Source organism: Polaromonas sp. P2_G11 (genome assembly GCF_056403595.1).
The window spans coordinates 787,365-814,339 of record NZ_JBFUFE010000002.1; the positions used below are offsets into that span (position 1 = coordinate 787,365).

Here is a 26,975-nt window from a genome sequence, read left to right on the forward strand (position 1 = left end):
CGGGCATCATAATGAATGAAACCCTGCTCCTTCAGAAAGGGCAGGCGTTTCCTGCCTTGACGCCCGCCGTTTCGGGGAGGTCGTCATGAGCCTCAGGCCGACCCTCGATTTTCTGCTCTACCAATGGCTCGGTGCCGAGTCGCTCAATCAGCGCGAGCGTTTCGTCGACCATTCACGCGAAACCTTCGACGCGGTGTTCGACACCTGCGAACGCATCGCGCGTGAAAAGTATGCACCGTTCAACCGCATAGTGGATACGCAGGAGCCGCACTTCGACGGCGAAAAAGTCATCCTGCCGCAGGCCACGCACGACGCGCAAAAGGCCTACGCGGCCTCGGGCATGCTCAGCGCCGCGCAGGACTATGAAGTCGGCGGCATGCAGCTGCCCTATACGGTGGAAGCGGCGGCCAATGCCTTCTTCGCCATGGCCTCGGTCAGCATCGGCTCGGGCCTGCTGACCACTGGTAACGCCAACCTGCTGATGGTGCACGGCACCGACATGCAGAAGGAAGTCTTTGCAAAAAATGAGTTCTCGGGCCGCTTCTCGGGCACCATGTGTTTGTCCGAACCGCAGGCCGGTTCCTCGCTCAGCGACGTGACGACGCGCGCCGTCCCGGATGGCGACGGCTTTGAGGCCGACCCGCTGGGCCCACGCTATCGCCTCAAGGGCAACAAGATGTGGATCTCGGCCGGCGAGCACGAGCTGACCGACAACATCATCCACCTGGTGCTGGCCAAGATACCGGGGCCGGACGGCAAGCTGATCGCCGGCACACGCGGCATTTCGCTCTTCATCGTGCCCAAGAAAATGGTCAATACCCAAGGCGAACTCACCGGCGTGCGCAACGACGTGGCGCTGGCGGGCCTGAACCACAAGCTGGGCTGGCGCGGCACCACCAACACCCTGCTCAACTTCGGCGAGGGCAAATACCCGGTGGACGGCCAGGCCGGCGCGGTCGGCTACCTGGTAGGCAAGCCGCATGAGGGCCTGCGCTGCATGTTCCACATGATGAACGAGGCGCGTATAGGCGTGGGCACGGCCGCCACCATGCTGGGCATGGCGGGCTACTACGCCAGCCTCGATTACGCCAAAAACCGGCCCCAGGGCCGGCCCGTCGGCGGAGGATCTAAGAACGGCGCCGGTGCCGTGGGCAAAGACGCCTCCCAGCCGCAGATCCGCATCATCGAGCACGCCGACGTCAAGCGCATGCTGCTGGCGCAAAAAGCGTACTGCGAAGGCGCGCTGGCGCTGGAGCTGTATTGCGCCCGCCTGGTTGATGAACACCACACGGCCGACGCGCAGGCCGCCGACGACGCGCGCCTGCTGCTCGAGGTGCTGACACCGATTGCCAAGAGCTGGCCCAGCGAATGGTGCCTGGAGGCCAATTCGCTGGCCATCCAGGTACACGGCGGCTACGGCTACACGCGCGACTTCCCGGTCGAGCAGTATTGGCGCGACAACCGCCTGAACATGATCCATGAAGGCACGCATGGCATCCAGGCCATGGATTTGCTGGGCCGCAAGGTGCTGATGGAAGGGGGCAGGGGCCTGCAATTGCTGGCAGCGCGTATCAACGCCACGGTTGAAAAGGCGATTCAGGTGCCTGAACTCGCAGCCCATGCCAACGCACTGGCCAAGGCATTGCAGCATGTGGGCAGCGCCACCAAGGCGGCGTGGGCCGCGGGCGAGCCTGGCGAGGCGCTGGCCAATGCGGTACCCTACATGCAGGCCTTCGGCCACACCGTATTGGCGTGGATCTGGCTGGACGTGGCGCTGGCCAGCCTGGCATTGCAGCAATCCGCTACCAATTCGATAGCTGCTCACGCAGGGCGGATGGGCGCTACACGCTATTTTTATCATTACGAATTACCGAAGATCGGTGCCTGGCTCAAGGTCGTTGAAACCCGCGACCTGACCTGTGCCGATTTGCCCGAGGAGGCGTTTTAATGGCTTTTTTCAAACCGTCCGCTGACCCTGTTTCCAACAAGGCCGTGGCTCGCTTGCAGACCCTGATCTGGGTCCTGATCTACGGCGGGCTGCTGACGTTGGTATTGGGTCTGTCGGTTCAGCGCCTGGACGATGCCATCGGCTGGTCCATGGTGGTGCTGGGCGGTATTGTGGCGGTGGTTGGCGCGGCGCTGGTTTACGTGCGCTCCCGCATCAACGTCAGTTCGTAGCGGCCGGAAGTCGCCACCACGACAGCGCAACCTGCAGGAGGCCTGATGTTGTGCCAATATGGCAGACCGCCGCATCCCGATATCGAGATCGCAACCACGGCTGAACCCGACACATTATTTGCAACCCCATCCTTGCCGGAGTCCCGATGCGGCACCCGGCAAGCCCGATGACACCCAACAGGAGACAACTTTCATGACCCGTACCATCCAGCAGCTGTTCGACCTCAAAGGCAAAACCGCACTCGTGACCGGCGGCTCACGCGGCCTGGGACTGCAACTGGCCCAGGCGCTGGGCGAAGCCGGCGCCAAAGTCATTTTGAGTTCGCGCAAGGCCGAAGACCTGGTCGAGTCCGCTGCAGAGCTCAAAGCCGCCGGCATCGACGTCGACTGGATCGCCGCCGACTGCTCCAAAGAAGAAGACATCCGGGCGCTGGCCGACGAGGCCATCAAGCGCCTGGGCCATGTCGACATCCTGGTCAACAACGCCGGCGCCGCCTGGGGCGCACCTGCTGAAGATCACCCGGTTGAGGCCTGGGACAAGGTCATGAACCTCAATATCCGCGGCTATTTCATCCTGAGCCAGCACATCGCCAAACACAGCATGATCGCCCGCAAGTCCGGCCGCATCATCAACGTAGCCTCCATCGCCGGCCTGGGCGGCAATCCGCGCGAGATGACCACCGTGGCTTACAACACCTCCAAGGGTGCCGTCATCAACTTCACGCGCGCACTGGGCTGCGAATGGGGCAAGTACAACATCACCGTCAATGCGATTTGCCCGGGCTTTTTCCCGAGCCGGATGACCGTGGGCACGCTGAAAGCGTTGGGCGAGGAAAAACTGGCCTCACACGCACCGCTGGGCCGCCTGGGCGACGACGAGGATTTGAAGGGCCTGTGCGTGCTGTATGCGTCGGATGCCGGCAAGCACATCACTGGCCAGTGGATAGCCGTCGATGGTGGCGTTTCGGTCGTAACCGGGGGGTGAGCAAGAAATGGGCTGGGAACAGTTAATGAACTTCGGCGCGGACATCCCTTTCGTCAACCACCTCGGCTTTGAGCTGGAGCTGTTTGAAGGCGGTGCTTCGGCCATTGGCTATGCGCCCAAGCCCGAGCACCTCAACTCATTTGCCGTGACGCACGGCGGCGCCATCATGACGCTGCTGGACGTGACCATGGCGACAGCCGCGCGCAGCGTACAGAAAGATATGGGCGTGGTCACCATCGAGATGAAGACCAGCTTCATGCGGCCGGCACCCGGCGACGGCAGCCGGCTTACAGCCAAGGGGCGGCTCATGCATCGCAGCACCACCATGGCGTTTACCGAGGCCACGCTGTATGACGCGGAAGGCCGCGCCTGTGCACACTCCACGGGCACCTTCAAGTACGTGCGGCGGATTGCCACCGCCGCCCAAAACACCGGCGCACCGGACCTACCCGGCGGCGGCATATCAACCGATTGAACTGAGGTATTGGTTAAATCACAGACCATGCCAATAAACACGGGCGCCAGAAGCTATCAAATCAATAGCAAATCGCCTGCCTTTCCCGACAACACACAGGAGACTTCCATGCCCATCAACCAGCAAATCCTGCTCGACAACCGTCCCACCGCCGAAGCCGTCGCCAGCAACTTCATGCTGGTGTCCAGCGACACGCCGCCCCTGCAGGATGGCCAGGTGCTGGTGCGCCACCATTACCTGAGCCTGGACCCTTACATGCGTGGCCGCATGAGCGATGCCAAGAGCTATGCCGCGCCGCATCCGCTGGGCCAGGTCATGCTGGGCGGCACGGCAGGTGAGGTCGTGGAAAGCCGCTCGCCCAAATTCCAGCCCGGCGACAAGGTGGTCGGCATGGGCGGCTGGCAGGAATACAGTGTGGTCAATGCCGAGCAGCCCGGCGCGCTGCGCAAGGTGGATACCACGCACGTACCGCTCTCGCACTATCTGGGCGCGGTCGGTATGCCGGGCGTCACCGCCTGGTACGGCCTGGTGAAAATCATTGAACCCCAAGCCGGACAGACCATGGTGGTCAGCGCCGCTACCGGCGCAGTGGGGAGCGCGTTCGGCGCACTCGCCAAGGCACGCGGCTGCCGCGCCGTCGGCATTGCCGGCGGCCCCGACAAATGCAAATATGCCGTCGAAGAACTCGGCTTTGACGCCTGCATTGACTACAAAGTGCACGCCGATGCCGCTTCGCTGACCAAGGCTCTCAAGGACGCCTGCCCGGATGGCATTGATGGCTACTTTGAAAACGTGGGCGGCATGGTGCTGGACGCCGTGCTGCCGCGCATGAACGCTTTCGGCCGCATCGCGCTGTGCGGCATGATCGCCGGCTACGACGGCCGGCCCATGCCGTTGGCCTATCCGGCGCTGATTTTGACCAGCCGCCTCAAGCTGCAGGGCTTTATCGTGGCCGAGCACATGGAAGTCTGGCCCGAAGCGCTCAAGGAACTCGGCACGCTGGTGGGCACCGGCAAGCTGCGCCCGCGTGAAAGCGTGGCGCAGGGGATTGAATCGGCGCCCGAAGCATTCCTCGGGTTGCTCAAAGGCAAAAACTTCGGCAAGCAGTTGGTCAAGCTGATCTGACCCGACCACGGCGCGGTCAAAAGGAGGTGGACATGACGCATGAAGTCTTCAACCAGCCCGCAGCGCTGTCGGACTACAACCTGTTTGACACCAATCGCCCGCTGCGCGACGCGCTGAAATTTAATGCGCCGGCGCTGGACACGCACGAGCTGAGGCAGCTCGGTGCGAAGCTGGGCAGCACGGCCATGCAGACCCACGCGCGCCTGGCCAATGTGCATGGGCCGGCGCTGCACAGCCATGATCGTTTTGGCCGTCGTGTGGACCAGGTGGAGTTTCACCCGAGTTATCACGAGCTCATGAAACTCGCGACGGGCTCGGGCCTGCATGGCTCTCCGTGGTCTGAAGAAAACCCGTCACCCCATGTCCAGCGCGCAGCAGGCTTCATGCTCTTCACCGAGCTCGAGCCCTCCATCCTGTGCCCCATCTCCATGAGCTACGCGGCCACGCCCGCGCTGCGTGGCAACACAGCAATCTACGCCGACTGGGGCCCCAAGCTGGCGAGCCGCGCCTATGACCCGGAACTCAAGCTATGGCAGGCCAAGGCCGGCCTCACCATGGGCATGGGCATGACGGAAAAGCAGGGCGGCTCCGATGTCCGGGCCAATACCACCCGCGCTGAGCCCGCAGGCCGCGACGGCTGGGGCGAACGTTATGCCATCACCGGCCATAAATGGTTTTTCTCGGCGCCGATGTGCGACGCCTTCCTGGTTCTGGCCCAAACCCAAAGCGGCCTTTCCTGCTTTTTCCTGCCACGCGTGCTGCCTGACGGCGGCCTCAACGCCATCCGCATCCAGCGCCTCAAAGACAAGTTGGGCAACAAGGCCAACGCAAGTTCTGAAGTGGAATTTGAAAACGCCCAGGCCTGGCTGGTCGGGGGCGAAGGCCGCGGCATTCCGCAGATCCTCGAAATGGGCACCATGACCCGGCTGGACTGCGCGCTGGGCACCAGCGGGTTGATGCGGCAGGCGCTGGCCCTGGCGCTGAACCACACCTCGCAGCGAAAAGCCTTCGGCAAGCTGCTGATTGACCAGCCGCTGATGCGCAACGTGCTGGCCGACCTCGCGCTTGAATCCGAAGCCGCGACTGCGCTGGCAATGCGCCTGGCCCGGGCTTTCGACCACACAGGCGATGCCCACGAGGCCGCCATGGCGCGCCTGTTGACACCCGTCGCCAAGTTCTGGATCTGCAAGCGCGGTAGCCATTTCGCCCAGGAGGCGATGGAATGCCTGGGCGGCAATGGCTATGTGGAGGAGGGCGGCGAGGGCGTCATGGCCCGCGTTTACCGTGAAATGCCGCTCAATTCGATTTGGGAAGGCGCGGGCAACATCATGGCGCTGGACCTTTTGCGCGCGCTGCGCAAAGCCGACGCCGTAGCGGCCCTGAACCAGGAACTGGCCGCCGCAAAAGGCGCGCACCCGGCGCTGGACCGGCTGGCCGCTGCCTTGCCAACACGTGTGGAAGAAATGGCGACTGAAGTGGAGGCACGGCGGCTCGCGCAGGACGTCGCGCTGGCGGTGCAGGCCGCCTTGCTGTATCAGACCGCGCCCGCTGCCGTCTTCAGCGCTTTTTGCGACTCGCGCATTGCAGGCAACTGGGGCCATGCTTTCGGTACGCTGGGCGCCGGTACCGATTTCGACACCCTCATCGCGCGGGCCATGCCCCGCTGAATTTCAAGATACGCAGAACACCCGGAGACAACCATGAGCGATCTGATCCTTCACCATTACCCCACATCGCCATTTGCCGAAAAAACCCGCCTGATGCTGGGTTACAAAAACCTGCCCTGGAAGTCCGTCGTCATCCCGATGATCATGCCCAAGCCCGACGTGGTGGCGCTGACCGGCGGCTACCGCAAGACGCCCATCCTGCAAATCGGTGCCGACATTTATTGCGACACCGCCTTGATCAGCGACGTGCTGGAACACCTGCAACCCGAGCCTTCGGTGTACCCGGAACCCAGCAAGGGCCTGGCGCGCACGCTGGCGCATTGGGCCGACAACACGCTGTTCTGGACCTCCATGGCCTACAACACGCAGCCCAAGGGCGTGGCCCAGATTTTTGAAAAAGCGCCACCTGAAGCCGCCCGGGCTTTCGGCGAAGACCGCAAGGCCATGAGCACCGGCATGCCGCGCCTGCGCGCCAGCGATGCCGCCGCAGCCTACAAGTCCTATTTGCGCCGAATCTCGGACATGCTCGACGACCGGCCTTTTTTACTGGGTGATGTGCCCTGCATCGCCGATTTCGCGATGTACCACCCGCTGTGGTTCACGCGGGTGCAAACACCGGTGCTCGCGGGCATCCTGAACCTCACGCCGGCCGTGCTGGAATGGATGGACCGCATGGCCGCCATTGGCCATGGCGGCATTGAAAAATTCAGCTCCACCGAGGCTGTGGCACTGGCCGCCGCATCCACGCCGGCGCCGTTGCCGGGTGACCTGTTCCAGGACGAACACGGCATTGCGCTGGGCAGCCAGGTGCTGGTCAGCGGCGAGAGTTTTGGACCGGAGCCTACCGAGGGCGAGCTGATCGCCGCCACCCGCATGCATTACACGCTGCGCCGCACCGATGCGCGTGCCGGCACCGTGCATGTGCATTTCCCGCGCATCGGTTACACCCTGAAGGCTGCAGCCCCGGCATGAGCATCTCCGGCACCTCCGTTATTTCCTGGCGTTTTCTTCCCTTTGACGCGCTGACCACCCTTGAGCTTTATGAGATCTTGCAGCTTCGCAGCGAAGTGTTTGTGGTCGAACAGGCCTGCAGTTTCCAGGACATGGACGGCGCGGACATGCAAGCCATGCATTTGCTGGGCATAAGGGAAGGGCGGCTGATAGCCTACGCGCGCTGCTTTGCCGCGGGCGTGAAGTTTGCGGAGGCCAGCATAGGCCGCGTGGTCACGCATGCTTCGGCACGCGGCGGCGGCATTGGCCATGTTCTGATGAAAGAGGCCGTTGGCCGTTTGCAGCAGCACTGGGGCCCGCAACCCATCCGCATAGGTGCACAGGCACGGCTTGAGCAGTTCTACCTGCAGCACGGTTTTGCCAATACCGGCCAGCCCTACATCGAGGACGGCATACCGCACATCGAGATGCTGCGGGTTGCCTGAATAGTTACCTGAGCGACAGCTGTGGCGACAGGGTGCACGGACAATTTTCCTGTTCTTCAAGACACCAAGATATTCATCAAGGAAAACGAACCATGATCACGGATTTCAAAGGTAAAACGGCAGTGCTGACCGGCGCGGGCTCGGGCTTTGGCCTGGAATGCGCACGCCTGGGGGCCCAACTGGGCATGAACCTCGTGCTGGTTGACGTGCAGCAGGATGCGCTGGACAAAGCCACCGAAGAGATGAAGGCTTCCGGTGCCCAGGTGCTTTCGTTCAAGCTTGACGTCTCCAGCGCAACGCAGATGGAAGCCATGGGCAAGGCCGTGTTCGAGCGCTTCGGCGCGCCGCATTTCGTTTTTAACAACGCCGGCGTTGGCTCGGGCGGTCTGATCTGGGAAAACAGCGTCAAGGACTGGGAATGGGTGCTGGGCGTCAACGTCATGGGTGTGGTGCACGGCGTGCGCATCTTCACGCCGATGATGCTGGAAGCAGCCGCCAAAGACCCATTCTGGCAAGGCCACATCGTCAACACCGCCAGCATGGCCGGGCTGCTGAACCCGCCGAATATGGGCGTCTACAACGTCAGCAAACACGCCGTGGTGGCGCTCAGCGAAACCCTGTACCAGGACCTGGGCCTGGTGACCGATCAGGTTGGTGCCTCGGTGCTGTGCCCATTTTTTGTAGCCACAGGCATCGGCATGAGCCACCGCAACCGCCCGGCCGAACTCGGCGCGGAAAAGCCGACCAGGAGCCAGATGATCCAGCAGGCCATGACCGGCAAGGCAGTCGGCTCCGGCAAGGTGAGCGCCGCCGATGTGGCGAAACTGGTGTTTGACGCCATCGCAAAGAACCAGTTCTACATCTACAGCCACCCCAAAGCCATCAACTCCGTGCAGACACGGCTTGAAGACGTGCTGCAGGCGCGCAACCCGACGGATCCGTTTGCCGACAAGCCTGAAATTGGCCAGCAACTGAAAGCCGCGCTTCGCGGGGCCTGATGGGCCGCGGCTACCTTGCTTGGGCCGGCCTGCTGCTTGGGCTGGCGGGGGCAGGCGCGTTGGCACAACCGGTGAAGTGCCCCGACGGAAAACTTGCCGACGGCATTGAACGGGCAGGGGACGCCCGGCAATGCCTTGTCATCCGCAAGCTGGCGCCTGGCCAAACATCCCGCATCACACCCAAGGTACTGGTCGTCTTTCTGCACGGCGACAACGGCGGGCGCACGGAATTGAACGCGGACAGCGGCACAGCAGCCTTGCTGGCCGAGAAGCTCCAGGCCGTCACAGTGGCGATGCAGCGCCCCGGCTACCGCAGCGAACTGGGCGTATCGGACGGCGAGTCCGGCCCAAGGGACGACGACTACACGCCAAGCAACGCCGAAATCATTGCCGCCGCGCTGGGCAGCCTGCGCAGCCTCAACCCCGGCAAGAAAATCCTGCTCGTCGGCCATTCGGGTGGCGCAGCCATGGCGGCGCTGGTCGCCAGCCGCTTTCCCGGCAGTGCCGACGCCTATTTGCTGGCCGGATGCCCCTGCGATGTGCCGGCATGGCGGCAATGGCGCAACAGCTCTGCGGGCAAATCCGGCGCCTGGAGCCGCAGCCTTTCACCCCTGGCTGAAGCGGAGAAAATCAGCCCGGATACGCAGATCAGCGTGGTGGTGGGCAACAAGGACGAAAACACATTGCCCCAGTTCAGCGAGGCCTATGTCAGGGCGCTGCAGGCGCGCGGCGTCAAAACCCGCGTCACGTATGCAATGAACGCCACCCACGTGTCGGTGCAGCGCGCGCCGGAGTTCTTCATGCTGGCGGGTGAATTGGCGGACAAGCTGTCGAAATAGCGCCGCTGCGCTATCCTTGCCGCTCCTTCATTCAACTTTTTTGATGATGTCCAAATTTCTGAACCGCCTTTTCCTGGCTGCCGTTGTCGCGGCCGGCTTGCTGCTTGCCGGCTGTAACGATGCGCCGGGCACCGCGCCCGGCAGCCCGTCGGCAAAGGCTGTCACCGAACCGGTATCCGTGGCCGCCATCGAAGCCGGCGCCAAAGGTTTTTCAGCCGGCGCCCTGATGAGCAAGCGCACGGTGTATGTGTTTTTTGATGCGCAATGCCCGCACTGCGGCGCCCTGTGGGAAGCGGCAAAACCGCTGAAGTCCCAGGCCAGGTTTGTCTGGATCCCGGTTGGCATGCTCAACGCCGCCAGTACGGCCCAGGGGGCAACCCTGCTGGCGGCCAGCGACCCGGTGGCGGCCATGGACGCGCATGAAACGTCGCTGCAGGCCCGGCGTGGCGGCATCAGTGCGGCCAGCAATATCGACGCGCAAAAAGAAGCCGTCGCCAAAAACACCGAGCTGATGACCAGGCTGGGTTTCGCTTCGATCCCCACCATCGTCGGAACCCACGCGCAGACCGGCGCCACGGTGTCACATGAAGGTTCATTGTCAACGGCGGCGCTGGCCACCTTGCTGGGTTTACAGCCGCCGGCAGCGCAGTAATCTGGTCTTTTCCTTGGGAAAGTGGCTGAAACCCAATAGAGACGGGCGCAACCAGCTATATATTTGATAGCGGTTGCGCGCCGTGGCTCAAGCCCGGTTCAAAACAAAACCCGGCTGCGGATGGTTCCGGGCACCTCGGCCAGCTTGGCCAGCGCGATGTCGGAGTGCGCCGCGTCGATGTCGATCACCACATAACCCACAGCTTCGTTGGTCTGCAGGTACTGCGATGCGATGTTGATGCCGTTGGCCGCAAACACCTTGTTGATTTCCGACAGCACACCCGGCACGTTGCGGTGAATGTGCAGCAGGCGGTGCTTGCCCGGGTGGGCCGGCAGTGCCACTTCGGGGAAGTTGACGGAAGACGTCGAGGTGCCGTTGTCGCTGTACTTCACCAGCTTTTCGGCCACTTCGATGCCGATGTTTTCCTGCGCTTCCATGGTCGAGCCGCCCACGTGCGGCGTCAGGATCACGTTGTCCAGGCCGCGCAGGGGCGATTCAAAAATGTCCTTGTTGCTGCGCGGCTCCACAGGGAACACGTCGATTGCCGCGCCCAGCAGCTTTTTTTGCTTCAGCGCCTCGGCCAGCGGTTCAATTTCCACCACCGTGCCGCGTGAGGCATTGATCAGCACGCTGCCGGGTTTCATCGCGGCGATCTCGGCCGCGCCCATCATCCATTGGGTGGCTTTGGTTTCGGGCACATGCAGGCTCACCACGTCGGACTGGGCCAGCAGGTCCTTGAGCTGGGCTACCTGCCGGGCGTTGCCCAGCGGCAGCTTGGTTACCACGTCAAAAAACACGACCTGCATGCCCAGCGCTTCGGCCAGCACCGACAGCTGCGTTCCGATGGAGCCGTAGCCCACGATGCCCAGCGTTTTACCGCGGATTTCGTAGGCGTTCTCGGCCGACTTGAGCCAGCCGCCGCGGTGCGCCACGGCGCTTTTCTCGGGCACGCCGCGCAGCAGCAAAATGGCCTCGGCCAATACCAGCTCAGCCACGGAGCGGGTATTGGAAAAAGGCGCGTTGAACACCGCAATGCCGCGTTCGCGGGCGGCGTTCAGGTCGACCTGGTTGGTGCCGATGCAAAAGCAGCCGACCGCCGCCAGCTTGCCGGCCTGGGCAAATACATCGGCAGTGAGCTGGGTGCGGGAACGGATGCCGACAAAATGCGCGTCGGCGATTTTGGCCTTGAGTTCGTCATCGGGCAGCGCGCCGGCCAGGCTTTCGATCTGCGAGTAACCTGCCGCCTTGAGAACCTCCACCGCGGAGGGGTGAATGCCCTCGAGCAGCAGGAATTTGATTTTTTGCTTGTCGACCGAAGTTTTGTTCATGGAAAGCCGCTGCGCCAAAAAGTGGATGAGGAACAAGTATGAGGGAAGCGAAATACCCGTGCTGGTTCGCGGTTGGGCGGCGGGGCTTGAGATCTTAAATAATGCAAAAAATGGCCCTATTCCTTACTGGTCATGCGCAAGCAGCTATCAAATCAATAGCGGTTGAGCCGGAGACTCCCGATCGGATTTGGCAGATTCACAGACAAGGGCATCACCGACGCGCAGCAAGCCACCCTGCAACACACGCGCCGTCAACCCGCCATGGCCGCGCATGGCGTTGTATCCGCCGGGGCCCAGCACTTCCTCCATGCGCGAACAGGGTTCGCACGGGCCGGTGATTTCCAGCACCACATCGCCGATGTGCAGCACCATGGGCTGGTCCCTGAAAAGGGACTTCGCCGCCAGCAGGTTCAGGCCCGACACCACCAGGTTGCGCCGCAAGCTCGCGGCTTCCACCGCGCCAAGCCGGGCCAGTGCGGCCAGCACGGGCAGGTGCTCGGCCTGGATCAGGGTGACCTGGCGTTTGCTGCTTTCCGGGCGAATGGCAGGCGCCGCCGCGCTCCGGTCGCCTTCCAGCCCGCGGCCGGCCAGTGCTGTCACGGTTGCAACGCTGAGCACCGGGCTGCGGCGGGCTGGCCTCAGCAAAATTTGCTCAAGCCGCCCTTGGTGGGGGAATTGCCGGGTGAGCGCGCGCAGGTCACTGATGCCCGTGCCGGCGGTTGCGGTCATTCCAGTACCTGTCCCGTGGAAGGGTAGCTGCGCGACAGCACCTGCTCGTCTGTCAATTCCGGGCCCTGCCACATGGTGACTTCTGAAGCGCCGGCCCCCAGGGCCATCTCATGGAGGGCCCGTATTTCCACCTGGGTGAAACCACCTGCGGGCTCGCCCAGAGGATGGAACACCATGCGGGGCGCGGGAGCCAGCACGTGGCTGGCCTGAAGTTTACGGACGAATGCCTTCAGTACCTGCTCACCGTGGGTGAAGTCGGACACCATGGAGCGCGGGTGGCTGAAAGGATTGAGGACCTGTGCCGACTTGCTCGATTTATGCAGGGCGGCGTCATCGCCCGCGCCCAGCACTTTGGGCTTGAGGCTGCGGGAAATCGCAATTTCGGGCACTTCGGAAATGAAAGCGCCCGTTTTCACATTGCGCACCGTCAGCCGGTAAGGCGACAGGCGGATGTACAAAGGTGGCGTGATGAAGTCGAACATGGTCAAGGGCTGCGGTTGAATTCAGTGAGCCTGGCGCTCATGACAATACGGCTTTCAGTGCGGCCAGGAGCCGCGCAGCTGCCAGCTTGACCCGCGTCTTGAAACGGCGGGCCATGCGCCATGGCAACGACGCCCTGGCCTGGGTCATGATTTTGTCCTTCCAGGCTTTCCAGGGGGTGTAGAGCCGCGCGAACCACGGCATTTGCATGAGTGCAGGCTGGGTCAGTTGAAAGAGGCGTGCCGCCAGCGCGGTTCCGGTGAGTTTGGCCGCCAGTATCAGCGCCAGGCCGACAGTGACATGCCCCAGGCCGAACAGGTAAAGCGCCAGCAGCTTCAGCGGGATCAGCGCCAGCACCGGCACGCCGAAGGCGAGCAGCGCAGCCCAGGGCGGCAAGCGGGTGATCCAGCGCTCCAGCCGCCCCCACCAGGGCAGGCGCCCCAGTGCTGCAAAGCCGGCGGCCAGCGGCTCCCAGCCCCATTCTTCAAATAGCAAAAACAGCGCGACAGGCGCAAGCAAAATGGCCCGCAACACTTTTTTGAATTTGCCCATATCTGTTTTCCTTAAAGCGCCGAAGGGTAGGCACGGCTCCAGCCGAGCAGCAGCCCGCCCGCAGCAAGCGCCCAGGCCAGTGTGGCGCAGGCAAGCGTGACGGGCAGTGCCGCGCGCACGCTGAGCCAGTACACCACCAGCAGGTAAACCGCATAGGGGATGAGGGACCACAGGCCGAACAGTGCCGTGGTGCGAAGGTCTGCCGCGGAGCGTTCGCTGCCCACGATGTAGTGCGCAATCAGGGCAAAGGTGGGAAACAGCGGCACCAGGCCGGCGATGAAAAAGCTGCGCGACCGGGAAAGAAGGGCAATAACCAGCACGGCAAGCGCACCCAGCAGGCATTTAAGAAAAAGTGAAAGCATCGATCGAAAAGAAAAAGGAGTGCAGGGACGTGGCCGCAACAGCACGGCCCCACAGTTTATCGATGGGCACTATGGACACCCTTCGGCCTGTATCGCCTGCATGCCGTTTTGCGCTTCCCTGCGCATGAAAAAGATGCTGTCGTCTGAAAACTCGGGAATCACTGCAAAGCCGAGGCCTTCGTAGATGGTCAGCGCAGGGTGGTTGTCACGGTACACGCGCAGTGTGAAAGCTGTGGCACCGGTGTCACGGGCCGCCTGGGCCATTAGCAGCCTGCACAGCGTCGAACCCAGACCCTGGCCGCGCGCGCCGGGCGCCAGGATGATGCGGGCCAGATGGGCAGCACCTGCCTCACGCACCCAGAATTGCCCAAAGCCCAGCGCCTCTGCCGGACCCCGGCTCATGACAAAGCTGAAGGCGCCGGGTTCAGCCAGCAGTACCGGGAGCCGCTCGGGTTCAAACGGAAACTTCAGCTTGGGGCCGGCCCAGCGCAGACAGGTGCTGGCATCCTGGACCCATGTGGCCAGCGCCGCATAGTCGGCGGCCCCGGGCGGCCGCAAAACCAGCGAAGGAGCGCAGGGCGGTGATTGCGGGGAATCCATTGCGCCATTGTGCGGCATGCCCGAGGCCTCGCGTTGCCCCGCCTGTACGGTGCGCCAGGCGGTAGTCCTTCAGCGGCCGTGCTTTACGCGGCACATTGAAGGCTGACGGCCTGCAGGGTCTTGCCGGTTTGAGGGTCGAACACCACGAGATTCACCTGGCGCTCATGGCCCTGGGTTGGGGCAATGCTGCGAAAGGCCAGTTTTTGCGGCCCGGTGTCGCTGCTTTTGTATTCCCCGGCCTGGGTGTACTGGCGCACAACGAAGTCGTGTTGGAGAACCTCTCCGGCGTTTTCGCCGGCTTTCACTTTGGAGTTGTGCCCATGTTCAGTGACGGTCCAGTAGGCTGACCAGGACGGTGACACCTGCGGTGCGGACATCGGGGTGACGCTGGCTTCAAACTGGTCCGGCCCGAGTTGCCTGAGCACGATGCTGGCGCGCGCGGGTTCCTTGCTGTCGGCAGGCCTGCCACCCCAGCGGGGCCAGTCTTTGCCGTTGAGTACGGCCTGCGGTGTATAGATGCTGCGCAGATTGTTCCTGGACGCTATTTCGCGTTGCCGGCTGGTGTAGGCGGGCGCGGCAAAGCGGTCAACCCAGCCGATGTAGTCCCAGTAGCCGACATGAAAGGCCTGCACCACGGCCCCACTGCCTTTCAGCGACGAAGCCCATTTGTCAGCGGGCGGGCAGGAGCTGCAGCCCTCAGAGGTATACAGCTCAACGACCGGCGTGATGGTCGGCCCTGAGCTGATGGCGCAAGCGTTTTGTGCGGACAAGGCCCTGGACGTCAATGCCATCAGGACGATTGCGGTGATCAGCGGGGTATTGCGGCTGGAAGGCCGTGGGGGCGCGGTGTGCAGCATGAGGGTCTCCGTGGATTGCAGACCCCCATTGGTCGATGGACTTCGCCGGTTCTTACACCTGCCGGGCCCGGTTAATAAAAGAAAAGAAGGACGCGGCGCAACCGGTATTCAGGCACTCAAACCAGCGGCATGGTCTCCGAGTCTTTTTCCAGATGAGGAATGCCGCCATGCCGCTCAAGCCGGTCCTGGAGCTGGCCCATGTGGGCGGCCATGGTGTTGTCCGACTGCTCCAGCCGCGCCAGCAATGCCTGTTGCTGCTGCGAAAAGCGCTCGGCCAGCACAGTGGCGGCGGCGGCTTCCCGGTGCTGTGCGGCCAGGGCCTGCACCTCCAGGTAGCTCCGCAGTTCGGTAAAACGAGAGGCCTCGGCCTTGTCAGCCAGCTCACGCTGCGTGTTCAGCTCGCGTGCGTAGCGCCGGGTTTCCAGCAAGTTGGTGCTTTGCATGTAGAGCGTGGAGGCCAGAAACACCACCGTGGCAACCACCAGCAAGAGCAGCATCACGAAGCCCAGCGACACCTCCACGGTGGTAAAGCCCAGGCTGAGCATGCTCACACGGCTGAATTCATCGACATTGAGGGCCACAAAGCCCGCCAGCAGCAGCATGGCCACCACCAAAAAAATTGTGCGAGTCCGCATGTGTCTCTCCCCTGAAAATGTAAGAAATTGCTTTAAGGCAAGGACCATTATCAGAAGCAAAACAGCGCTGGCGCTGTGGGACAATGCCGACCCTTGGCGTCAGTTTGTACTCGGCGCACAGGTATCGGCTTTCCGCCAGGGCAGGCCGCATCGCCGGGCGGGCATTTGCCCCTTATTGACTTCCTTTTGGTTCTTTTCCGAGCTTTTTCGAACATCTCCTTCAATATGCAGAAAATCATCCGCCAGATCGCGGCAGAAATCAAAGTCCAGGAACACCAGATCAAGGCGGCCGTAGAGCTGCTTGACGGCGGCGCCACGGTTCCCTTCATCGCGCGCTACCGCAAGGAAGCCACCGGCGGGCTGGACGACATCCAGTTGCGCGAACTGGAATACCGGCTGGGCTACCTGCGTGAACTGGAAGAGCGCCGCGAAGCCGTGCTCAAAAGCATTGAAGAGCAGGGCAAGCTCACGCCCGAGTTGCGTGCAGCCATTGAGTTTGCCGCCACCAAGCAGGACCTGGAGGACTTGTACCTGCCCTTCAAGCCCAGGCGCCGCACCAAGGGCCAGATTGCGCGTGAAGCCGGCATCGAGCCGCTGGCCGACAAGCTGTTTGCCGACCCGTCGCTGGTACCTGCCGACGAAGCCGCGGCCTTTGTGAAGGCCGAAAAGAACGAAAGCGGTGACGACTTCACCACTGTGCAAGCCGTGCTCGACGGCGTGCGCGACATCCTCAGTGAACGCTGGGCCGAAGATGCCGGTTTGGTGCAGTCGCTGCGCAACTGGCTCTGGAGCGAAGGGCTGTTCAGCTCCAAGCTGGTGACCGGCAAAGACGAGAACAACGCCGACAACAGCAAATTCCGTGACTACTTCGACTACGACGAGCCGATTGGCCGTGTGCCTTCGCACCGTGCGCTGGCGGTCTTTCGCGGCCGCGGGCTCGAGATTCTGGATGCCAAGCTGGTGTTGCCCGAGCAGGCCGAGCCCGGCAAGCCCAGCATCGCCGAAGGCAAGATCGCGCTGCACCTGGGCTGGAGCCACAAGGCACGCCCGGCGGATGATTTGATCCGCAAGGCCGTGGCCTGGACCTGGCGCGTCAAGCTCAGCCTTTCGCTCGAGCGCGACCTCTTTACCCGTTTGCGCGAAGAGGCCGAGAAAGTCGCCATCAAGGTGTTTGCCGACAACCTGCGCGACCTGCTGCTGGCGGCGCCCGCCGGCCCGCGCGTGGTGATGGGTCTGGACCCGGGCATTCGTACCGGCGTGAAGGTGGCCGTGGTCGACGCCACCGGCAAGCTGGTGGAGACCTCCACGGTCTACCCGCACGAGCCACGCAAGGACTGGGATGGCTCCCTGCACACGCTGGCCAGGCTGTGCGAAAAGCATGGCGTCAACCTGATCGCCATCGGCAATGGCACAGCCAGCCGCGAAACCGACAAGCTGGCAGCGGACCTGATCAAGGGAATGGCCAAAGTGGAACAGGCCATTGAAAAAGTCGTGGTCAGCGAGGCCGGTGCCTCCATTTATTCAGCCAGTGAATTCGCTTCGCAGGAAATGCCCGACGTGGACGTGAGCCTGCGCGGCGCGGCCAGCATTGCGCGCCGCCTGCAAGACCCCCTGGCCGAGCTCGTCAAGATCGACCCGAAATCGATCGGCGTCGGCCAGTACCAGCACGACGTGAACCAGAGCGACCTGGCGCGCAGCCTGGACACCGTGGTCGAAGACTGCGTGAACAGCGTCGGCGTAGACCTGAACACCGCCAGCGTGCCGCTGCTGGCGCGCGTGTCGGGCCTGTCGCAAACGGTGGCCAAGTCGGTGGTGCGCTGGCGTGATGCCAATGGCGCGTTTGCCAGCCGTGCCGATTTGCTCAAGGTGACCGGCCTGGGCGCCAAGACTTTTGAGCAGAGCGCCGGCTTCTTGCGCCTGCGCAGCAGCAGCAACCCGCTGGACATGACCGGCGTGCACCCCGAAACCTACCCGGTGGTCGAAAAGATCATGGTGCACACCGGCAAGCCGGTGGCCGAGCTCATGGGCCGGGCCGAGATGCTCAAGACCCTGAAGCCCGAGCTGTTTGCCAACGAGCAGTTCGGCGTGATCACCGTCAAGGACATCATTGCCGAACTTGAAAAACCCGGCCGCGACCCGCGCCCCGACTTCAAGGTGGCCCGCTTCAACGACGGTGTGGAAGACATCAAGGATTTGAAGGAAGGCATGACGCTGGAAGGTACGGTCAGCAATGTGGCCGCCTTCGGCGCCTTCATCGACATCGGCGTGCACCAGGATGGTCTGGTCCACGTGAGCCAGCTTTCCAACAAGTTCGTGACCGACGCGCGTGAGGTGGTAAAAACCGGCGACATCGTCAAGGTGCGCGTCACCGAAGTCGATGTGGCGCGCAAGCGCATTGGCCTCACCATGAAACTCGACGCCGCACCGGCCCGCCGCGACGGCCCGCGTGACAACCGCTTTGAAAGCGCGCGGCCGCCGGGCGGGCAAAACCGCGGCGGCAACTATGGAGGCCGCCCAGGCGCACCACAACCGGCCGCCGCGACAGCCATGGAGTCGGCCTTCAGCAAGCTGGCGGCACTGAAGAAATAATTGTGCGCATGACGTCAGGTCGCCAGGAAGACATGATTTGACCTATTTTTAAGGTTGAATCAGGCCCGGGCGCTTGATTGACGGGCGCAACCAGCTATCAAAACAATAGCAACCATCCACCTTCATGCAAGCCCTCCGCATCTACGCCGGTCCCAAGGCACGCCGGTATATCGAGAAAAACGGCCTCAAGCCGGCAGACATTGCCGTTGTACCCGGGGCGGCTGGCGGGCCCAAGGGCTTGATCCTTGGCGCACTGGACCGCTTTATCTTTGGTGACTGGCTGGCGCAAAGCAGCCATCCGGTGGACCTGGTGGGTGCGTCCATAGGCGCGTGGCGCATGGCCACGGCCTGCCTGGACAACCCTGCGGCCGCATTCCAGCGCCTCGAAACCGATTACATCCACCAGCATTACGAACTCAAGCCCGGCCAGAAGCGCCCGACCGCCGATGCCGTCAGTGAGCAGTTCGGCCAGAGCCTGAAGGTTTTCTACGGGGGCCGGGTGCAGGAAGTGATTGGCCATCCCCGCTATCGGCTGCACATCGTCACCTCGCGTGGCCGCCACATGCTGGGCCGTGAGCACAAGGTGGCCACGCCGCTGGGCTACTTTGGCGCATTCCTCACCAACAGCCTGCACCGCAAGGCCATGGGCGCGTGGCTGGAGCGCGTGGTGTTTTCCACGCAGAACGCTTCCTTGCCGTTTTCAACGGCCGACTACCGGACCCGCCAGGTGCCGATGGACGAAGCCAATTTTCAGCCGGCGCTTCAGGCCAGCTGTTCCATCCCCTTTGTGCTGCGCTCCGTGCGCAACATCCCCGGTGCGCCGCCCGGCGCCTATTGGGACGGTGGCATCACCGACTACCACCTGCACCTGAACTATCACCGCGGGGGCCCGGCAGGGGAGGCGGGGTCATCGCCGGGATTGGTGCTGTACCCGCATTTCCAGAGGGCCGTGGTGCCTGGCTGGCTCGACAAGGGCCTGAAGTGGCGGCACGGAGCCACACATTTTCTGGACAATATGGTGCTGCTCGCCCCCAACCCGGACTGGATCAAGACATTGCCAGGCGGAAAGCTTCCGGACCGCGCGGACTTCATGCGCTACGGCCCCGATATCCAGGCACGCATACGCGCATGGTCGCAGGCCACGTCGAAAGCCGGGCAGCTTGCCGAAGAATATGCCCGGTGGCTGGAACGTCCGGACATGAACCTGGTTCATCATTTATAAACCGGCCGGAACACGCGCCTGGATGCAGTGTTCCCCCGGCGAGGCGCTCATAAAAAAGCCGCATGACGTGGCACGTCATACGGCGATTCCAGATCGCTGCCAGGCACATCAGCCTGGAGCGGAAGCCTCAAAACACGTGTGCAATACCCGCGTACAGCGACTTCGGGCTTTGGCCGACCGCCGAGAGCGCCAGGCCAGCCGAACTGCCACCGCCGCCGCTGATGGTGTAGCCTGCGTTGGCCTGGTTGCTGATCCTGGTCGCGCCGCCGTAGATCGTGGTTCGCTTGGACAGCGGATAGTCGTAGCGCAGGCCTATGGCCTTGGAATCCGAATTCGCCGTGGTCTTGTTTTTGAGCTGGCCGTAGGTGGCGATCAGCTTGCCTACGCCGACAGGTGCCGAGGCGCCGATCTGGTAAGCGTCAAGCGCGGGCGCACCAGTCGTGTCGCCGCGACGGCGCACAAAGATGGCAGACGGCTTGATGAACCCGAAATCGTAGGAGACAGCGACGTCAGTGTATTTATCGGTATTGCCGACTATGTAGATGGTTTTTTCCGTCAGGTAGCTGACTTGCGCCGCAAGCGTGCTACTGCTGTAGCCGGCTGCGATGTTGAGCACGTTGCCGGTGGACTTGGGTTGGCCGCCCGCGCCGGTCGATTCGCCGAAAGCATAAAACACATTGGCCTTGAAGCCGCTCCAGGTCGGCGTTGTGTACTGGATGGAATTGTCCCGGCGGGTGGTGGCGTCAGAGAGCGAGCCACCGTTGATACCTACGCCCGGCCCCGCGTAATAGTTCAGGGCGCCGGACATCGTGAATCCGGCAGGGTCAAAAGCCGCCATGGTTCCAAAATGCGGCGTGTACTGGCGGCCGATGTTGACGGCGCCGAAGTCACCACTCAAGCCCACGATCGCCAGGCGCTGAAACATGTAATTAGCCCCAGTCGGCACAGTGCTGGTGGGAATGGTCGCAGTACCTGTGCCAGCGCCCGTGTCTGTTAAAAAGCCGGCCTCCAGCACGAAATTCGCCTTCAGGCCGCCGCCGAGGTCTTCCGTACCGCGAAACCCGAAACGCGAACCCATGGCTCCCCCGCTGGAGACGCGTGTCACATTGCCGTTGCCAGCAGACGCGACTTCCAAATAGGTATCAACCGCGCCATACAGCGTGACGGAGCTTTGGGCCTGAGCGGCGCAACTGGCAGCGGACAGCACGGAAAGTGCAAATAGTTTGGTCTTCATCAGGTCTCCTAATGTTGTTGATATAAGCGTGCTTATCGATTCGACGCCGCCCTACAGGTCCCATGCACTGTTGTTTGCGGACAGCAAACACCGCGTGAAATCGCTAATCACTGCATGAGGTTAATGGGGTTTTAGTTATAAAAAATAAGTAAATAGTCTCTTGCCAACAATGACATTTATGGTTATAAAAAGTAATTAAATGATTTTGCGACTGATTCTTCGGCCAGAACGCAGCCTGGCTGCTCGCTACTGATCTGGCGATATAGCCGAGCATTGGCATGTAGCCGAAGAAAACATGCCAGAGCGGGAAGCTCAATACGGCGGCAGGTAGCCATGCGGCAACCGCTGGTTCAATGTTTTAAAGATGTCCTCCCAAGGCGGCGTACTTCCCCGGCGATACCGAGCACCATCACGGTGATCCAGAGCTTGAAAATATCCAGATTGACAGCAATGGCCGAAGCGTATCGGCAAGGTAAAAGCGGCCGTAGGTCAGGTACCAGTTGCTGTCGAGCAGCCAGCTTCTGAGCGTGGCACAGTCGTGATTGGCCAGCGCGTGGACACCGATGACACCATCCCACATTTCGATCGACGACAACCAGATCGGTGCAGGTCCCGAGCAGCAGCTCGAACAAGGCTCAGAAAATTACACTACCGAATGGAGTTGTCGGCTCGGCCGTCTCAATTATCGAAATTAATGCGTTCACGTTCGACGACGAGCGGACGTTTCATGACATGGGTCAGGATCGCGCCGACATATTCTCCGAGCAAGCCTATAAAAAACAGCTGTACCGATGCGAAAAAGAACACGCCTATCAGTACCGGTGCCGTGCCCATCGAAAACTGGTTCCAGAACAGCAGTTTGAGTAACAGATAGACGAGGGAGACCAGCAAGCTCAAGCCCGACAGCGCAAAACCGATCATCGTCGCGAGCCGTAACGGCACGCGCGAGTGAGAGGTAATGCCGAGCATCGCAATATCGTAGAGCGTATAGAAGTTGTTTTTGGTAATGCCCCGCAGGCGTCGCGGCTGGTTGTAGGGGATTTGCACCGCTTCGTAACCAACCTCGGAAACAAGGCCGCGCAAATAAGGATATGGATCGTCGATGCGTCGCAGTACCTCCAGTACCTTGTGGTCGTACAGGCCGAAGCCCGTGAAATTCTGGATCAGCTTGACGTCGGCGATCTTTGTGACGGTACGGTAATAAAGGCGGCGCAGCGAGAACATCAGCGAGGACTCTTCGGAGCTTGGTTTCACGCCGACAACAATTTTTTCACCGTCAAGCCAGTGCGCGACAAAATCTTTCATAAGTGCCGGCGGATCTTGCAGGTCTGCCACCAGCAGGATCGCAGCGTCGCCAGTCGCCTGCAGCAGTCCATAGTAGGGTGAGCGGATATGGCCGAAATTGCGCGCATTCAGGATGACCTTGACCTTCGGGTCGGCGGCTGCCAGTTTGCGTAGCAGCGCTTCGGTACGATCAGTCGAACAGTTATCGATAAACAGGTGTTCGTAACTGACGCCCTCGATTTCACCAAACACCGCGCGAGTCTGCGCATAGACCTCTTCGACGTTGTCCTCTTCGTTATAGCAAGGGGTGACTACTGTGATTTTTTTCATGGCATGGCGAAGACGAATTTCTGTTGCATCTTATAGGCGATCAATGCAAGCGGGAGCAGGACTATCGCGTTGGCGGCATAAAGATTGAGACCTGCCGCAAGCAAGAGTGCAACCCCACCCACATTAAGCCCGTAAATCAGGACATAAACCGCGGCAAAACGCACGAGCCTGCTGCGCGGCGCGCCGTCGAACACGAGTCGACCGGTGGTCTGAAAGTTAAACGCGATCCCGGCAACGGTCGCCAGTCCGATCGCTACGGGATATGGCATGCCAAGCAGGCTCAGAATTGCGAACAGTCCGTAACCGAAACCGGTGTTGAGCAAGCCGACTATCAAAAAACGCAGAAATTTTGAAATTGGCAATTCAAGCAAACCTTGGAAGCTGGGCAGAACGTATTCTCCCCCCACCTGCGCTACATCGATTTTTCGAGCATGAGGCGGTAATCATCCATGTCGGCGATGCGTGGATTGGTCTTGTGGCAATGGTCAGCCAGCGCGCCGTCGATGATCCTGCCGAAACTCTGCGGCTGCACGCCCATTGCTGCGAGGCCGTCAGGCAACCCCAGCCGTGCGTTCATCTCACGAATGGCATCCGGAATGTCGGTGCCCGAAGCAAGGCCCATGGCACGCGCCATGCGGTCGAGGCGCCGGTCCTTCTGCACCGATTCGGCGGCCGCATTGAAGTCGACGACCACAGGCAGAAACATGGCATTCAGCGTGCCGTGGTGCAGGCGCGGGTCCACTCCGCCCAGGCTGTGGCTCAGCGAATGCACGCAGCCCAGTCCTTTCTGGAACGCCATGGCCCCTTGCATGGATGCGCTCATCAGGTTGAAGCGGGCATCCCGGTCACTGCCATCGCGCGTGGCCCGTTCGATATGGGCCCAGCCGCGTTCCAGGCCGTCCAGCGCGATGCCGTCGGCCGGCGGGTTGAAGGCGGCTGACATGAAGGTCTCCATGCAATGCGCAATCGCGTCCATGCCGGTGGCCGCTGTCAGTTTGGCCGGCAGGCCCAATGTGAGCTCCGGATCGCAAATCGCCGTTTTCGGCACCAGATGCCAGGAATGAAACCCAAGCTTGCGGTGGTCATCCACAATGATGATGGCCCCGCGGGCGACTTCGCTGCCGGTGCCGCTGGTGGTGGGTACGGCAATCAGCGGGGCCGCGCGGTCCGTGATTTTCAGTGAACCGCCTTCAATGGTGGCGTAGGTCGTGAGCGGGCCTTCATGGGTTGCGGCAATCGCCACGCCTTTGGCGCAATCAATGGCTGAGCCTCCACCGACCGCGATCAGGCCGTCGCAGCCGGCGGACTTGTACAGCGCGGCGGCTGCGCGAACGGCTGCCTCGGTGGGATTCGAAGGGGTTTGGTCAAACACCGTCACCTGCACACCGGGCAGCGCGTCAAGCGCTTTTTGCAAAATACCTGCAGCCTTGACACCGGGGTCGGTGACGATGAGCGGACGGGTGATGCCGACACGCTCACATTCCTGCTTGAGCAATTTGATCGCGCCGAATTCAAACTGGATCTGGGTGACGTAATAGATAAAGGCCATGGTTTTGCTGTCTTTCGCGTTGTACGATGCTGGGCGGTTTTCCCGTGCCGCTCATCTTGCCCCAATCGGTTGCCCCAATCGGCTTGGCCCTACTTTAATAGCTGGAGATGCCCATGAATTGCAAGCAAACCCTGATGCTGGTCACCTTGGCGATAGCGGCTCTTCAGGCCAGGGCCGAATGTCTGAGCGATGCGCAAGTCGGCGACCTGGCCGAAAAGATCGCTGCCAGACAGCCTGCGGCAAACCCGGAAGGTCTCAACGAAGCCGATGGCGCCTGTACCCGCGCCAAACTCAATGCGCTGCTGGAAAAACGCCACGGCAAAGTGGTCGGCTACAAGGCAGGCCTTACCAACCCGGCGGTACAAAAACGCTTCAACTACGACCAACCCGTGTGGGGCAAGCTGTATGAGGGCATGGTGCTGCCCGGCGGGTCCGTGGTCGATGCGGCTTTTGGCGCGCGTCCGCTTTTTGAGGCCGACATGCTGGTGCGTGTCAAAAGTGCAGCCATCAACCAGGCCCGGACACCCCTGGACGTGCTTGAAGCCGTTGACCAGATCATTCCCTTTATCGAATTGCCCGATCTGGTCGTTCAGGCACCACCCCGACTCAATGGCCCGGCGGTCAGTGCCATCAATGTCGGTGCCCGGTTCGGTGTGGCCGGCACGCCCCTGGCCGTGCCCGTGACAAGGGCAGAGCGCCACGCCATGCTGGTCATGCTGGAAAACATGACCGTGGTGCTTGCAGACGGCAGCGGTGCAGAACTGGGAAGAGGCAAGGGCAGCGACATCCTCGGTCATCCGCTCAACGCAGTCGTCTGGCTGGCCGGCGCCCTGGCCAAAGAAGGTCTTGCCATGAAGCCAGGCGATTTGATCAGCCTGGGCTCGTTTTCACCCCTGCTGCCCCCCAAGCCAGGGTTGACCGCCACAGCGGCTTACCAGGGACTGGCCGGAGCGCAGCCTGTGTCGGTAACATTCAAATAAATGCGCCGCACCTCCCCTGAAGACTTGCTGACTCCCGCGATGCGGAATGTACTCAGCCGCATGGCGCGGGCCAGGCGCCCACCGTTTCATACGCTCCCCCCCGCAGGGGCCAAAGCGGCCTACGAGGCGGGTGCGGGCGTGCTGGAAATTCCCCGGCCGGCCCTGGCGCGGGTCGAAGACCTGCTCATTCCCGCCAGGGATGGCTACAGCCTGCCTGCGCGCCTCTACGCCTCCTTAAATGACCGCCTGCCGGTGCTGATTTACTTTCATGGCGGCGGCTTCACCATCGGAAGTGTGGCAACGCATGATGTGCTGTGCCGGCAGCTCAGCCATCTGTCAGGTTGCGCGGTGATTTCCGTGGATTACCGGTTGGCACCGGAGTACAAATTTCCTGTAGCTGCCCATGATGCCTGGGATGCCCTGCAGTGGCTGACGGCACGGTCAACCAGCCTCGGTCTTGACGAAACCCGTGTGGCGGTCGGCGGCGACAGCGCGGGCGGCACGCTGGCAACCATGTGCGCCATCCTGGCCCGCGATGCCGGTTTGCCGCTGGCGCTGCAGCTGCTGTTTTACCCCGGTTGCGCCGCCCACCAGGACACACCGTCGCACCGGCTATTTGCTGATGGCTTTGTGCTCGAGGAAGCTGACATCACCTGGTTTTTCAACCACTATGTGCGAAGCCCCGCCGACCGCGAGGACTGGCGCTTCGCGCCGCTCAATGCGCCGGATGTGGACGGTGTGGCCCCGGCCTGGCTGGGCCTGGCAGAGTGCGATCCCCTGGTCGACGAGGGGGTGATGTATGCCGACAAGCTGCGCGCGGCCGGCGTGCCGGTCGACCTGGAAATCTACCGCGGCGTCACGCACGAGTTCATCAAGATGGGGCGCATCATTCCCGAAGCACGGCAAGCCCATGCGGACGCGGCTCGGGCACTGCGCCAGGCATTCAATCTTCCGGACAACACGCCATGAAACGACAGGAATTCCGATTTTTTCACCCGCTGCGGGTTCGCTGGGCCGAAGTGGACATGCAAAAAATCGTGTTCAACGCGCATTACCTGATGTACTTCGACACCGCCATTACCGACTACTGGCGCGCGCTGGCGCTGCCGTACGAGGAAACCATGCACAAGATGGGCGGTGACTTGTACGTGAAAAAGGCCACACTGGAATACCATGGCTCGGCACGCTTTGATGACCGGATCGATGTAGCGCTCAAGTGCGCACGCATCGGCAATTCATCGATGACATTCACAGGCGCGATGTTCAGGGCCGATGAACTGCTCATCGCCTGCGAACTCATCTACGTGTTTGCCGATCCCCTGACCCAGACGTCCCGACCCGTGCCGGATGCGCTGCGCAATCTGCTCGTGGGCTTTGAGGCCGGTGAGGCCATGGTGGACATCAGGACGGGTGATTGGGCCGCCTTGGGCGCCGACGCGGCCAGGGTCCGCACGGCCGTGTTTGTGCAGGAGCAGGGCATTCCGATGGAGATGGCGTGCGACGAAGCGGACCACCCGGCCGTGCACGCCGTGGCCTATAACGGGTTGGGAGAGGGCATTGCGACCGGGCGGCTGGTGCGGCAAGCAGATGGCACGGCGAAGATCGGGCGCATGGCAGTGCACAAGGCGCTGCGCGGAGCTCACCTTGGCCAAAATCTTTTGAACGCGTTGATGGACGCCGCCCGGGATCGCGGAGACCATGAGGTCATGCTGCATGCGCAGCGCAGTGCGGAGGGCTTTTACCGGCGCCTTGGCTTTGAGGCCCGGGGTGAGCCTTTCGAAGAAGCCGGCATCTCCCACGTTGAGATGGTCAGAGCACCGTAACGGCGTTGTTGGTGCATGCGGTCGCCTGTGCGTACGGCCTGTTTCAAACACTCAGAAAGCTGATCG

28 protein-coding genes are annotated in these 26,975 nt (G+C 62.0%); 16 read left to right on the forward strand and 12 right to left on the reverse strand.

Features of this window, described 5'->3' with window-relative positions:
• Positions 1-85 precede the first annotated feature (85 nt).
• The 11 genes from AC1DWQ_RS10305 to AC1DWQ_RS10355 all read left to right on the forward strand — a co-directional run bounded on the left by AC1DWQ_RS10305 (position 86) and on the right by AC1DWQ_RS10355 (position 10,355).
• On the forward strand, positions 86-1,948 hold the full coding sequence (locus tag AC1DWQ_RS10305; RefSeq protein ID WP_477669523.1) for an acyl-CoA dehydrogenase: 1,863 nt from the start codon (positions 86-88) through the stop codon (positions 1,946-1,948).
• Positions 1,948-2,178, forward strand: coding sequence for a hypothetical protein (locus tag AC1DWQ_RS10310; RefSeq protein WP_477669524.1), 231 nt, complete (start codon positions 1,948-1,950; stop codon positions 2,176-2,178). The genes AC1DWQ_RS10305 and AC1DWQ_RS10310 overlap by 1 nt, the downstream gene beginning before the upstream one ends.
• 193 nt (positions 2,179-2,371) lie before the next feature.
• The gene (locus AC1DWQ_RS10315) at positions 2,372-3,163 is read left to right on the forward strand and encodes an SDR family oxidoreductase (protein ID WP_477669525.1); all 792 of its coding nucleotides are present in this window, start codon (positions 2,372-2,374) and stop codon (positions 3,161-3,163) included.
• Positions 3,164-3,188: 25 nt separating this feature from the next.
• Complete coding sequence (locus AC1DWQ_RS10320; protein WP_477669526.1) at positions 3,189-3,638, forward strand: PaaI family thioesterase; 450 nt, start codon at positions 3,189-3,191, stop codon at positions 3,636-3,638.
• 108 nt (positions 3,639-3,746) lie between these two features.
• Positions 3,747-4,763 (forward strand): NADP-dependent oxidoreductase, encoded by a 1,017-nt coding sequence (locus AC1DWQ_RS10325; protein WP_477669527.1) that lies wholly within the window; start codon positions 3,747-3,749, stop codon positions 4,761-4,763.
• Between the two features lie 26 nt (positions 4,764-4,789).
• Positions 4,790-6,430, forward strand: a complete 1,641-nt coding sequence (locus tag AC1DWQ_RS10330; RefSeq protein WP_477669528.1) for an isovaleryl-CoA dehydrogenase — start codon at positions 4,790-4,792, stop codon at positions 6,428-6,430.
• A gap of 33 nt (positions 6,431-6,463) precedes the next feature.
• Entirely contained in the window at positions 6,464-7,402 is a 939-nt protein-coding gene (locus AC1DWQ_RS10335; RefSeq protein ID WP_477669529.1) for a glutathione S-transferase family protein, read from the forward strand.
• Entirely contained in the window at positions 7,399-7,866 is a 468-nt protein-coding gene (locus AC1DWQ_RS10340) for a GNAT family N-acetyltransferase (RefSeq protein ID WP_477669530.1), read from the forward strand. Before AC1DWQ_RS10335 ends, AC1DWQ_RS10340 begins: the two co-directional genes overlap by 4 nt.
• 92 nt (positions 7,867-7,958) lie before the next feature.
• Positions 7,959-8,864, forward strand: coding sequence for an SDR family oxidoreductase (locus AC1DWQ_RS10345; RefSeq protein ID WP_477669531.1), 906 nt, complete (start codon positions 7,959-7,961; stop codon positions 8,862-8,864).
• On the forward strand, positions 8,864-9,703 hold the full coding sequence (locus tag AC1DWQ_RS10350; RefSeq protein WP_477669532.1) for an alpha/beta hydrolase family protein: 840 nt from the start codon (positions 8,864-8,866) through the stop codon (positions 9,701-9,703). The genes AC1DWQ_RS10345 and AC1DWQ_RS10350 overlap by 1 nt, the downstream gene beginning before the upstream one ends.
• A gap of 43 nt (positions 9,704-9,746) precedes the next feature.
• Positions 9,747-10,355 (forward strand): thioredoxin domain-containing protein, encoded by a 609-nt coding sequence (locus AC1DWQ_RS10355; RefSeq protein ID WP_477669533.1) that lies wholly within the window; start codon positions 9,747-9,749, stop codon positions 10,353-10,355.
• Positions 10,356-10,453: 98 nt separating this feature from the next.
• Here AC1DWQ_RS10355 and serA read toward each other — a convergent pair whose 3' ends face one another.
• The 8 genes from serA to AC1DWQ_RS10395 all read right to left on the reverse strand — a co-directional run bounded on the left by serA (position 10,454) and on the right by AC1DWQ_RS10395 (position 15,898).
• Positions 10,454-11,683: a phosphoglycerate dehydrogenase gene (gene serA, locus AC1DWQ_RS10360; RefSeq protein WP_477669534.1), complete on the reverse strand. Its 1,230-nt coding sequence runs from the start codon at positions 11,681-11,683 to the stop codon at positions 10,454-10,456.
• A gap of 147 nt (positions 11,684-11,830) precedes the next feature.
• Positions 11,831-12,412, reverse strand: coding sequence for an MOSC domain-containing protein (locus tag AC1DWQ_RS10365; protein ID WP_477669535.1), 582 nt, complete (start codon positions 12,410-12,412; stop codon positions 11,831-11,833).
• The gene (locus AC1DWQ_RS10370; RefSeq protein ID WP_477669536.1) at positions 12,409-12,894 is read right to left on the reverse strand and encodes a rod shape-determining protein; all 486 of its coding nucleotides are present in this window, start codon (positions 12,892-12,894) and stop codon (positions 12,409-12,411) included. Before AC1DWQ_RS10370 ends, AC1DWQ_RS10365 begins: the two co-directional genes overlap by 4 nt.
• 37 nt (positions 12,895-12,931) lie before the next feature.
• Entirely contained in the window at positions 12,932-13,444 is a 513-nt protein-coding gene (locus AC1DWQ_RS10375) for a hypothetical protein (protein ID WP_477669537.1), read from the reverse strand.
• 11 nt (positions 13,445-13,455) lie between these two features.
• Positions 13,456-13,806, reverse strand: coding sequence for a GlpM family protein (locus tag AC1DWQ_RS10380; RefSeq protein ID WP_477669538.1), 351 nt, complete (start codon positions 13,804-13,806; stop codon positions 13,456-13,458).
• Between the two features lie 69 nt (positions 13,807-13,875).
• On the reverse strand, positions 13,876-14,406 hold the full coding sequence (locus AC1DWQ_RS10385; RefSeq protein WP_477669539.1) for a GNAT family N-acetyltransferase: 531 nt from the start codon (positions 14,404-14,406) through the stop codon (positions 13,876-13,878).
• A gap of 83 nt (positions 14,407-14,489) precedes the next feature.
• Positions 14,490-15,263, reverse strand: coding sequence for a DUF1223 domain-containing protein (locus tag AC1DWQ_RS10390; RefSeq protein ID WP_477669540.1), 774 nt, complete (start codon positions 15,261-15,263; stop codon positions 14,490-14,492).
• 116 nt (positions 15,264-15,379) lie between these two features.
• Positions 15,380-15,898, reverse strand: a complete 519-nt coding sequence (locus AC1DWQ_RS10395) for a hypothetical protein (protein WP_457280877.1) — start codon at positions 15,896-15,898, stop codon at positions 15,380-15,382.
• Between the two features lie 225 nt (positions 15,899-16,123).
• Between AC1DWQ_RS10395 and AC1DWQ_RS10400 the strand changes: the two genes are divergently transcribed.
• Complete coding sequence (locus tag AC1DWQ_RS10400; RefSeq protein ID WP_477669541.1) at positions 16,124-18,487, forward strand: Tex family protein; 2,364 nt, start codon at positions 16,124-16,126, stop codon at positions 18,485-18,487.
• Between the two features lie 124 nt (positions 18,488-18,611).
• Positions 18,612-19,709, forward strand: coding sequence for a patatin-like phospholipase family protein (locus AC1DWQ_RS10405; RefSeq protein ID WP_477669542.1), 1,098 nt, complete (start codon positions 18,612-18,614; stop codon positions 19,707-19,709).
• Positions 19,710-19,836: 127 nt separating this feature from the next.
• Here AC1DWQ_RS10405 and AC1DWQ_RS10410 read toward each other — a convergent pair whose 3' ends face one another.
• The 4 genes from AC1DWQ_RS10410 to AC1DWQ_RS10425 all read right to left on the reverse strand — a co-directional run bounded on the left by AC1DWQ_RS10410 (position 19,837) and on the right by AC1DWQ_RS10425 (position 24,106).
• Entirely contained in the window at positions 19,837-20,943 is a 1,107-nt protein-coding gene (locus AC1DWQ_RS10410) for a porin (protein ID WP_477669543.1), read from the reverse strand.
• Between the two features lie 678 nt (positions 20,944-21,621).
• The gene (locus AC1DWQ_RS10415) at positions 21,622-22,557 is read right to left on the reverse strand and encodes a glycosyltransferase family 2 protein (RefSeq protein WP_477669544.1); all 936 of its coding nucleotides are present in this window, start codon (positions 22,555-22,557) and stop codon (positions 21,622-21,624) included.
• The gene (locus AC1DWQ_RS10420) at positions 22,554-22,928 is read right to left on the reverse strand and encodes a GtrA family protein (protein WP_477669545.1); all 375 of its coding nucleotides are present in this window, start codon (positions 22,926-22,928) and stop codon (positions 22,554-22,556) included. The genes AC1DWQ_RS10415 and AC1DWQ_RS10420 overlap by 4 nt, the downstream gene beginning before the upstream one ends.
• A 41-nt stretch (positions 22,929-22,969) precedes the next feature.
• Positions 22,970-24,106, reverse strand: a complete 1,137-nt coding sequence (locus AC1DWQ_RS10425; RefSeq protein WP_477669546.1) for an iron-containing alcohol dehydrogenase — start codon at positions 24,104-24,106, stop codon at positions 22,970-22,972.
• Between the two features lie 113 nt (positions 24,107-24,219).
• On the opposite strand from AC1DWQ_RS10425, the gene AC1DWQ_RS10430 reads away from it, so the two are divergent.
• From AC1DWQ_RS10430 to AC1DWQ_RS10440, 3 genes are read left to right on the forward strand one after another with little or no spacing between them, the layout of a single operon-like run.
• Positions 24,220-25,086, forward strand: a complete 867-nt coding sequence (locus AC1DWQ_RS10430) for a 2-keto-4-pentenoate hydratase (protein WP_477669547.1) — start codon at positions 24,220-24,222, stop codon at positions 25,084-25,086.
• Positions 25,087-26,055, forward strand: a complete 969-nt coding sequence (locus AC1DWQ_RS10435; protein WP_477669548.1) for an alpha/beta hydrolase — start codon at positions 25,087-25,089, stop codon at positions 26,053-26,055.
• Positions 26,052-26,909, forward strand: a complete 858-nt coding sequence (locus tag AC1DWQ_RS10440; protein ID WP_477669549.1) for a YbgC/FadM family acyl-CoA thioesterase — start codon at positions 26,052-26,054, stop codon at positions 26,907-26,909. The genes AC1DWQ_RS10435 and AC1DWQ_RS10440 overlap by 4 nt, the downstream gene beginning before the upstream one ends.
• The last annotated feature ends 66 nt before the right edge of the window (positions 26,910-26,975 follow it).

What these genes read in the sequence shown, in the direction of transcription:
- AC1DWQ_RS10305 (WP_477669523.1), top strand. Translation starts at nt 86, where the DNA reads ATGAGCCTCAGGCCGACCCTCGATTTTCTGCTCTACCAATGGCTCGGT.
- AC1DWQ_RS10310 (WP_477669524.1), top strand. Translation starts at nt 1,948, where the DNA reads ATGGCTTTTTTCAAACCGTCCGCTGACCCTGTTTCCAACAAGGCCGTG.
- AC1DWQ_RS10315 (WP_477669525.1), top strand. Translation starts at nt 2,372, where the DNA reads ATGACCCGTACCATCCAGCAGCTGTTCGACCTCAAAGGCAAAACCGCA.
- AC1DWQ_RS10320 (WP_477669526.1), top strand. Translation starts at nt 3,189, where the DNA reads ATGAACTTCGGCGCGGACATCCCTTTCGTCAACCACCTCGGCTTTGAG.
- AC1DWQ_RS10325 (WP_477669527.1), top strand. Translation starts at nt 3,747, where the DNA reads ATGCCCATCAACCAGCAAATCCTGCTCGACAACCGTCCCACCGCCGAA.
- AC1DWQ_RS10335 (WP_477669529.1), top strand. Translation starts at nt 6,464, where the DNA reads ATGAGCGATCTGATCCTTCACCATTACCCCACATCGCCATTTGCCGAA.
- AC1DWQ_RS10340 (WP_477669530.1), top strand. Translation starts at nt 7,399, where the DNA reads ATGAGCATCTCCGGCACCTCCGTTATTTCCTGGCGTTTTCTTCCCTTT.
- AC1DWQ_RS10345 (WP_477669531.1), top strand. Translation starts at nt 7,959, where the DNA reads ATGATCACGGATTTCAAAGGTAAAACGGCAGTGCTGACCGGCGCGGGC.
- AC1DWQ_RS10350 (WP_477669532.1), top strand. Translation starts at nt 8,864, where the DNA reads ATGGGCCGCGGCTACCTTGCTTGGGCCGGCCTGCTGCTTGGGCTGGCG.
- AC1DWQ_RS10355 (WP_477669533.1), top strand. Translation starts at nt 9,747, where the DNA reads ATGATGTCCAAATTTCTGAACCGCCTTTTCCTGGCTGCCGTTGTCGCG.
- serA (WP_477669534.1), bottom strand. Translation starts at nt 11,683, where the DNA reads ATGAACAAAACTTCGGTCGACAAGCAAAAAATCAAATTCCTGCTGCTC.
- AC1DWQ_RS10365 (WP_477669535.1), bottom strand. Translation starts at nt 12,412, where the DNA reads ATGACCGCAACCGCCGGCACGGGCATCAGTGACCTGCGCGCGCTCACC.
- AC1DWQ_RS10370 (WP_477669536.1), bottom strand. Translation starts at nt 12,894, where the DNA reads ATGTTCGACTTCATCACGCCACCTTTGTACATCCGCCTGTCGCCTTAC.
- AC1DWQ_RS10375 (WP_477669537.1), bottom strand. Translation starts at nt 13,444, where the DNA reads ATGGGCAAATTCAAAAAAGTGTTGCGGGCCATTTTGCTTGCGCCTGTC.
- AC1DWQ_RS10380 (WP_477669538.1), bottom strand. Translation starts at nt 13,806, where the DNA reads ATGCTTTCACTTTTTCTTAAATGCCTGCTGGGTGCGCTTGCCGTGCTG.
- AC1DWQ_RS10385 (WP_477669539.1), bottom strand. Translation starts at nt 14,406, where the DNA reads ATGGATTCCCCGCAATCACCGCCCTGCGCTCCTTCGCTGGTTTTGCGG.
- AC1DWQ_RS10390 (WP_477669540.1), bottom strand. Translation starts at nt 15,263, where the DNA reads ATGCTGCACACCGCGCCCCCACGGCCTTCCAGCCGCAATACCCCGCTG.
- AC1DWQ_RS10395 (WP_457280877.1), bottom strand. Translation starts at nt 15,898, where the DNA reads ATGCGGACTCGCACAATTTTTTTGGTGGTGGCCATGCTGCTGCTGGCG.
- AC1DWQ_RS10400 (WP_477669541.1), top strand. Translation starts at nt 16,124, where the DNA reads ATGCAGAAAATCATCCGCCAGATCGCGGCAGAAATCAAAGTCCAGGAA.
- AC1DWQ_RS10405 (WP_477669542.1), top strand. Translation starts at nt 18,612, where the DNA reads ATGCAAGCCCTCCGCATCTACGCCGGTCCCAAGGCACGCCGGTATATC.
- AC1DWQ_RS10410 (WP_477669543.1), bottom strand. Translation starts at nt 20,943, where the DNA reads ATGAAGACCAAACTATTTGCACTTTCCGTGCTGTCCGCTGCCAGTTGC.
- AC1DWQ_RS10415 (WP_477669544.1), bottom strand. Translation starts at nt 22,557, where the DNA reads ATGAAAAAAATCACAGTAGTCACCCCTTGCTATAACGAAGAGGACAAC.
- AC1DWQ_RS10425 (WP_477669546.1), bottom strand. Translation starts at nt 24,106, where the DNA reads ATGGCCTTTATCTATTACGTCACCCAGATCCAGTTTGAATTCGGCGCG.
- AC1DWQ_RS10430 (WP_477669547.1), top strand. Translation starts at nt 24,220, where the DNA reads ATGAATTGCAAGCAAACCCTGATGCTGGTCACCTTGGCGATAGCGGCT.
- AC1DWQ_RS10435 (WP_477669548.1), top strand. Translation starts at nt 25,087, where the DNA reads ATGCGCCGCACCTCCCCTGAAGACTTGCTGACTCCCGCGATGCGGAAT.
- AC1DWQ_RS10440 (WP_477669549.1), top strand. Translation starts at nt 26,052, where the DNA reads ATGAAACGACAGGAATTCCGATTTTTTCACCCGCTGCGGGTTCGCTGG.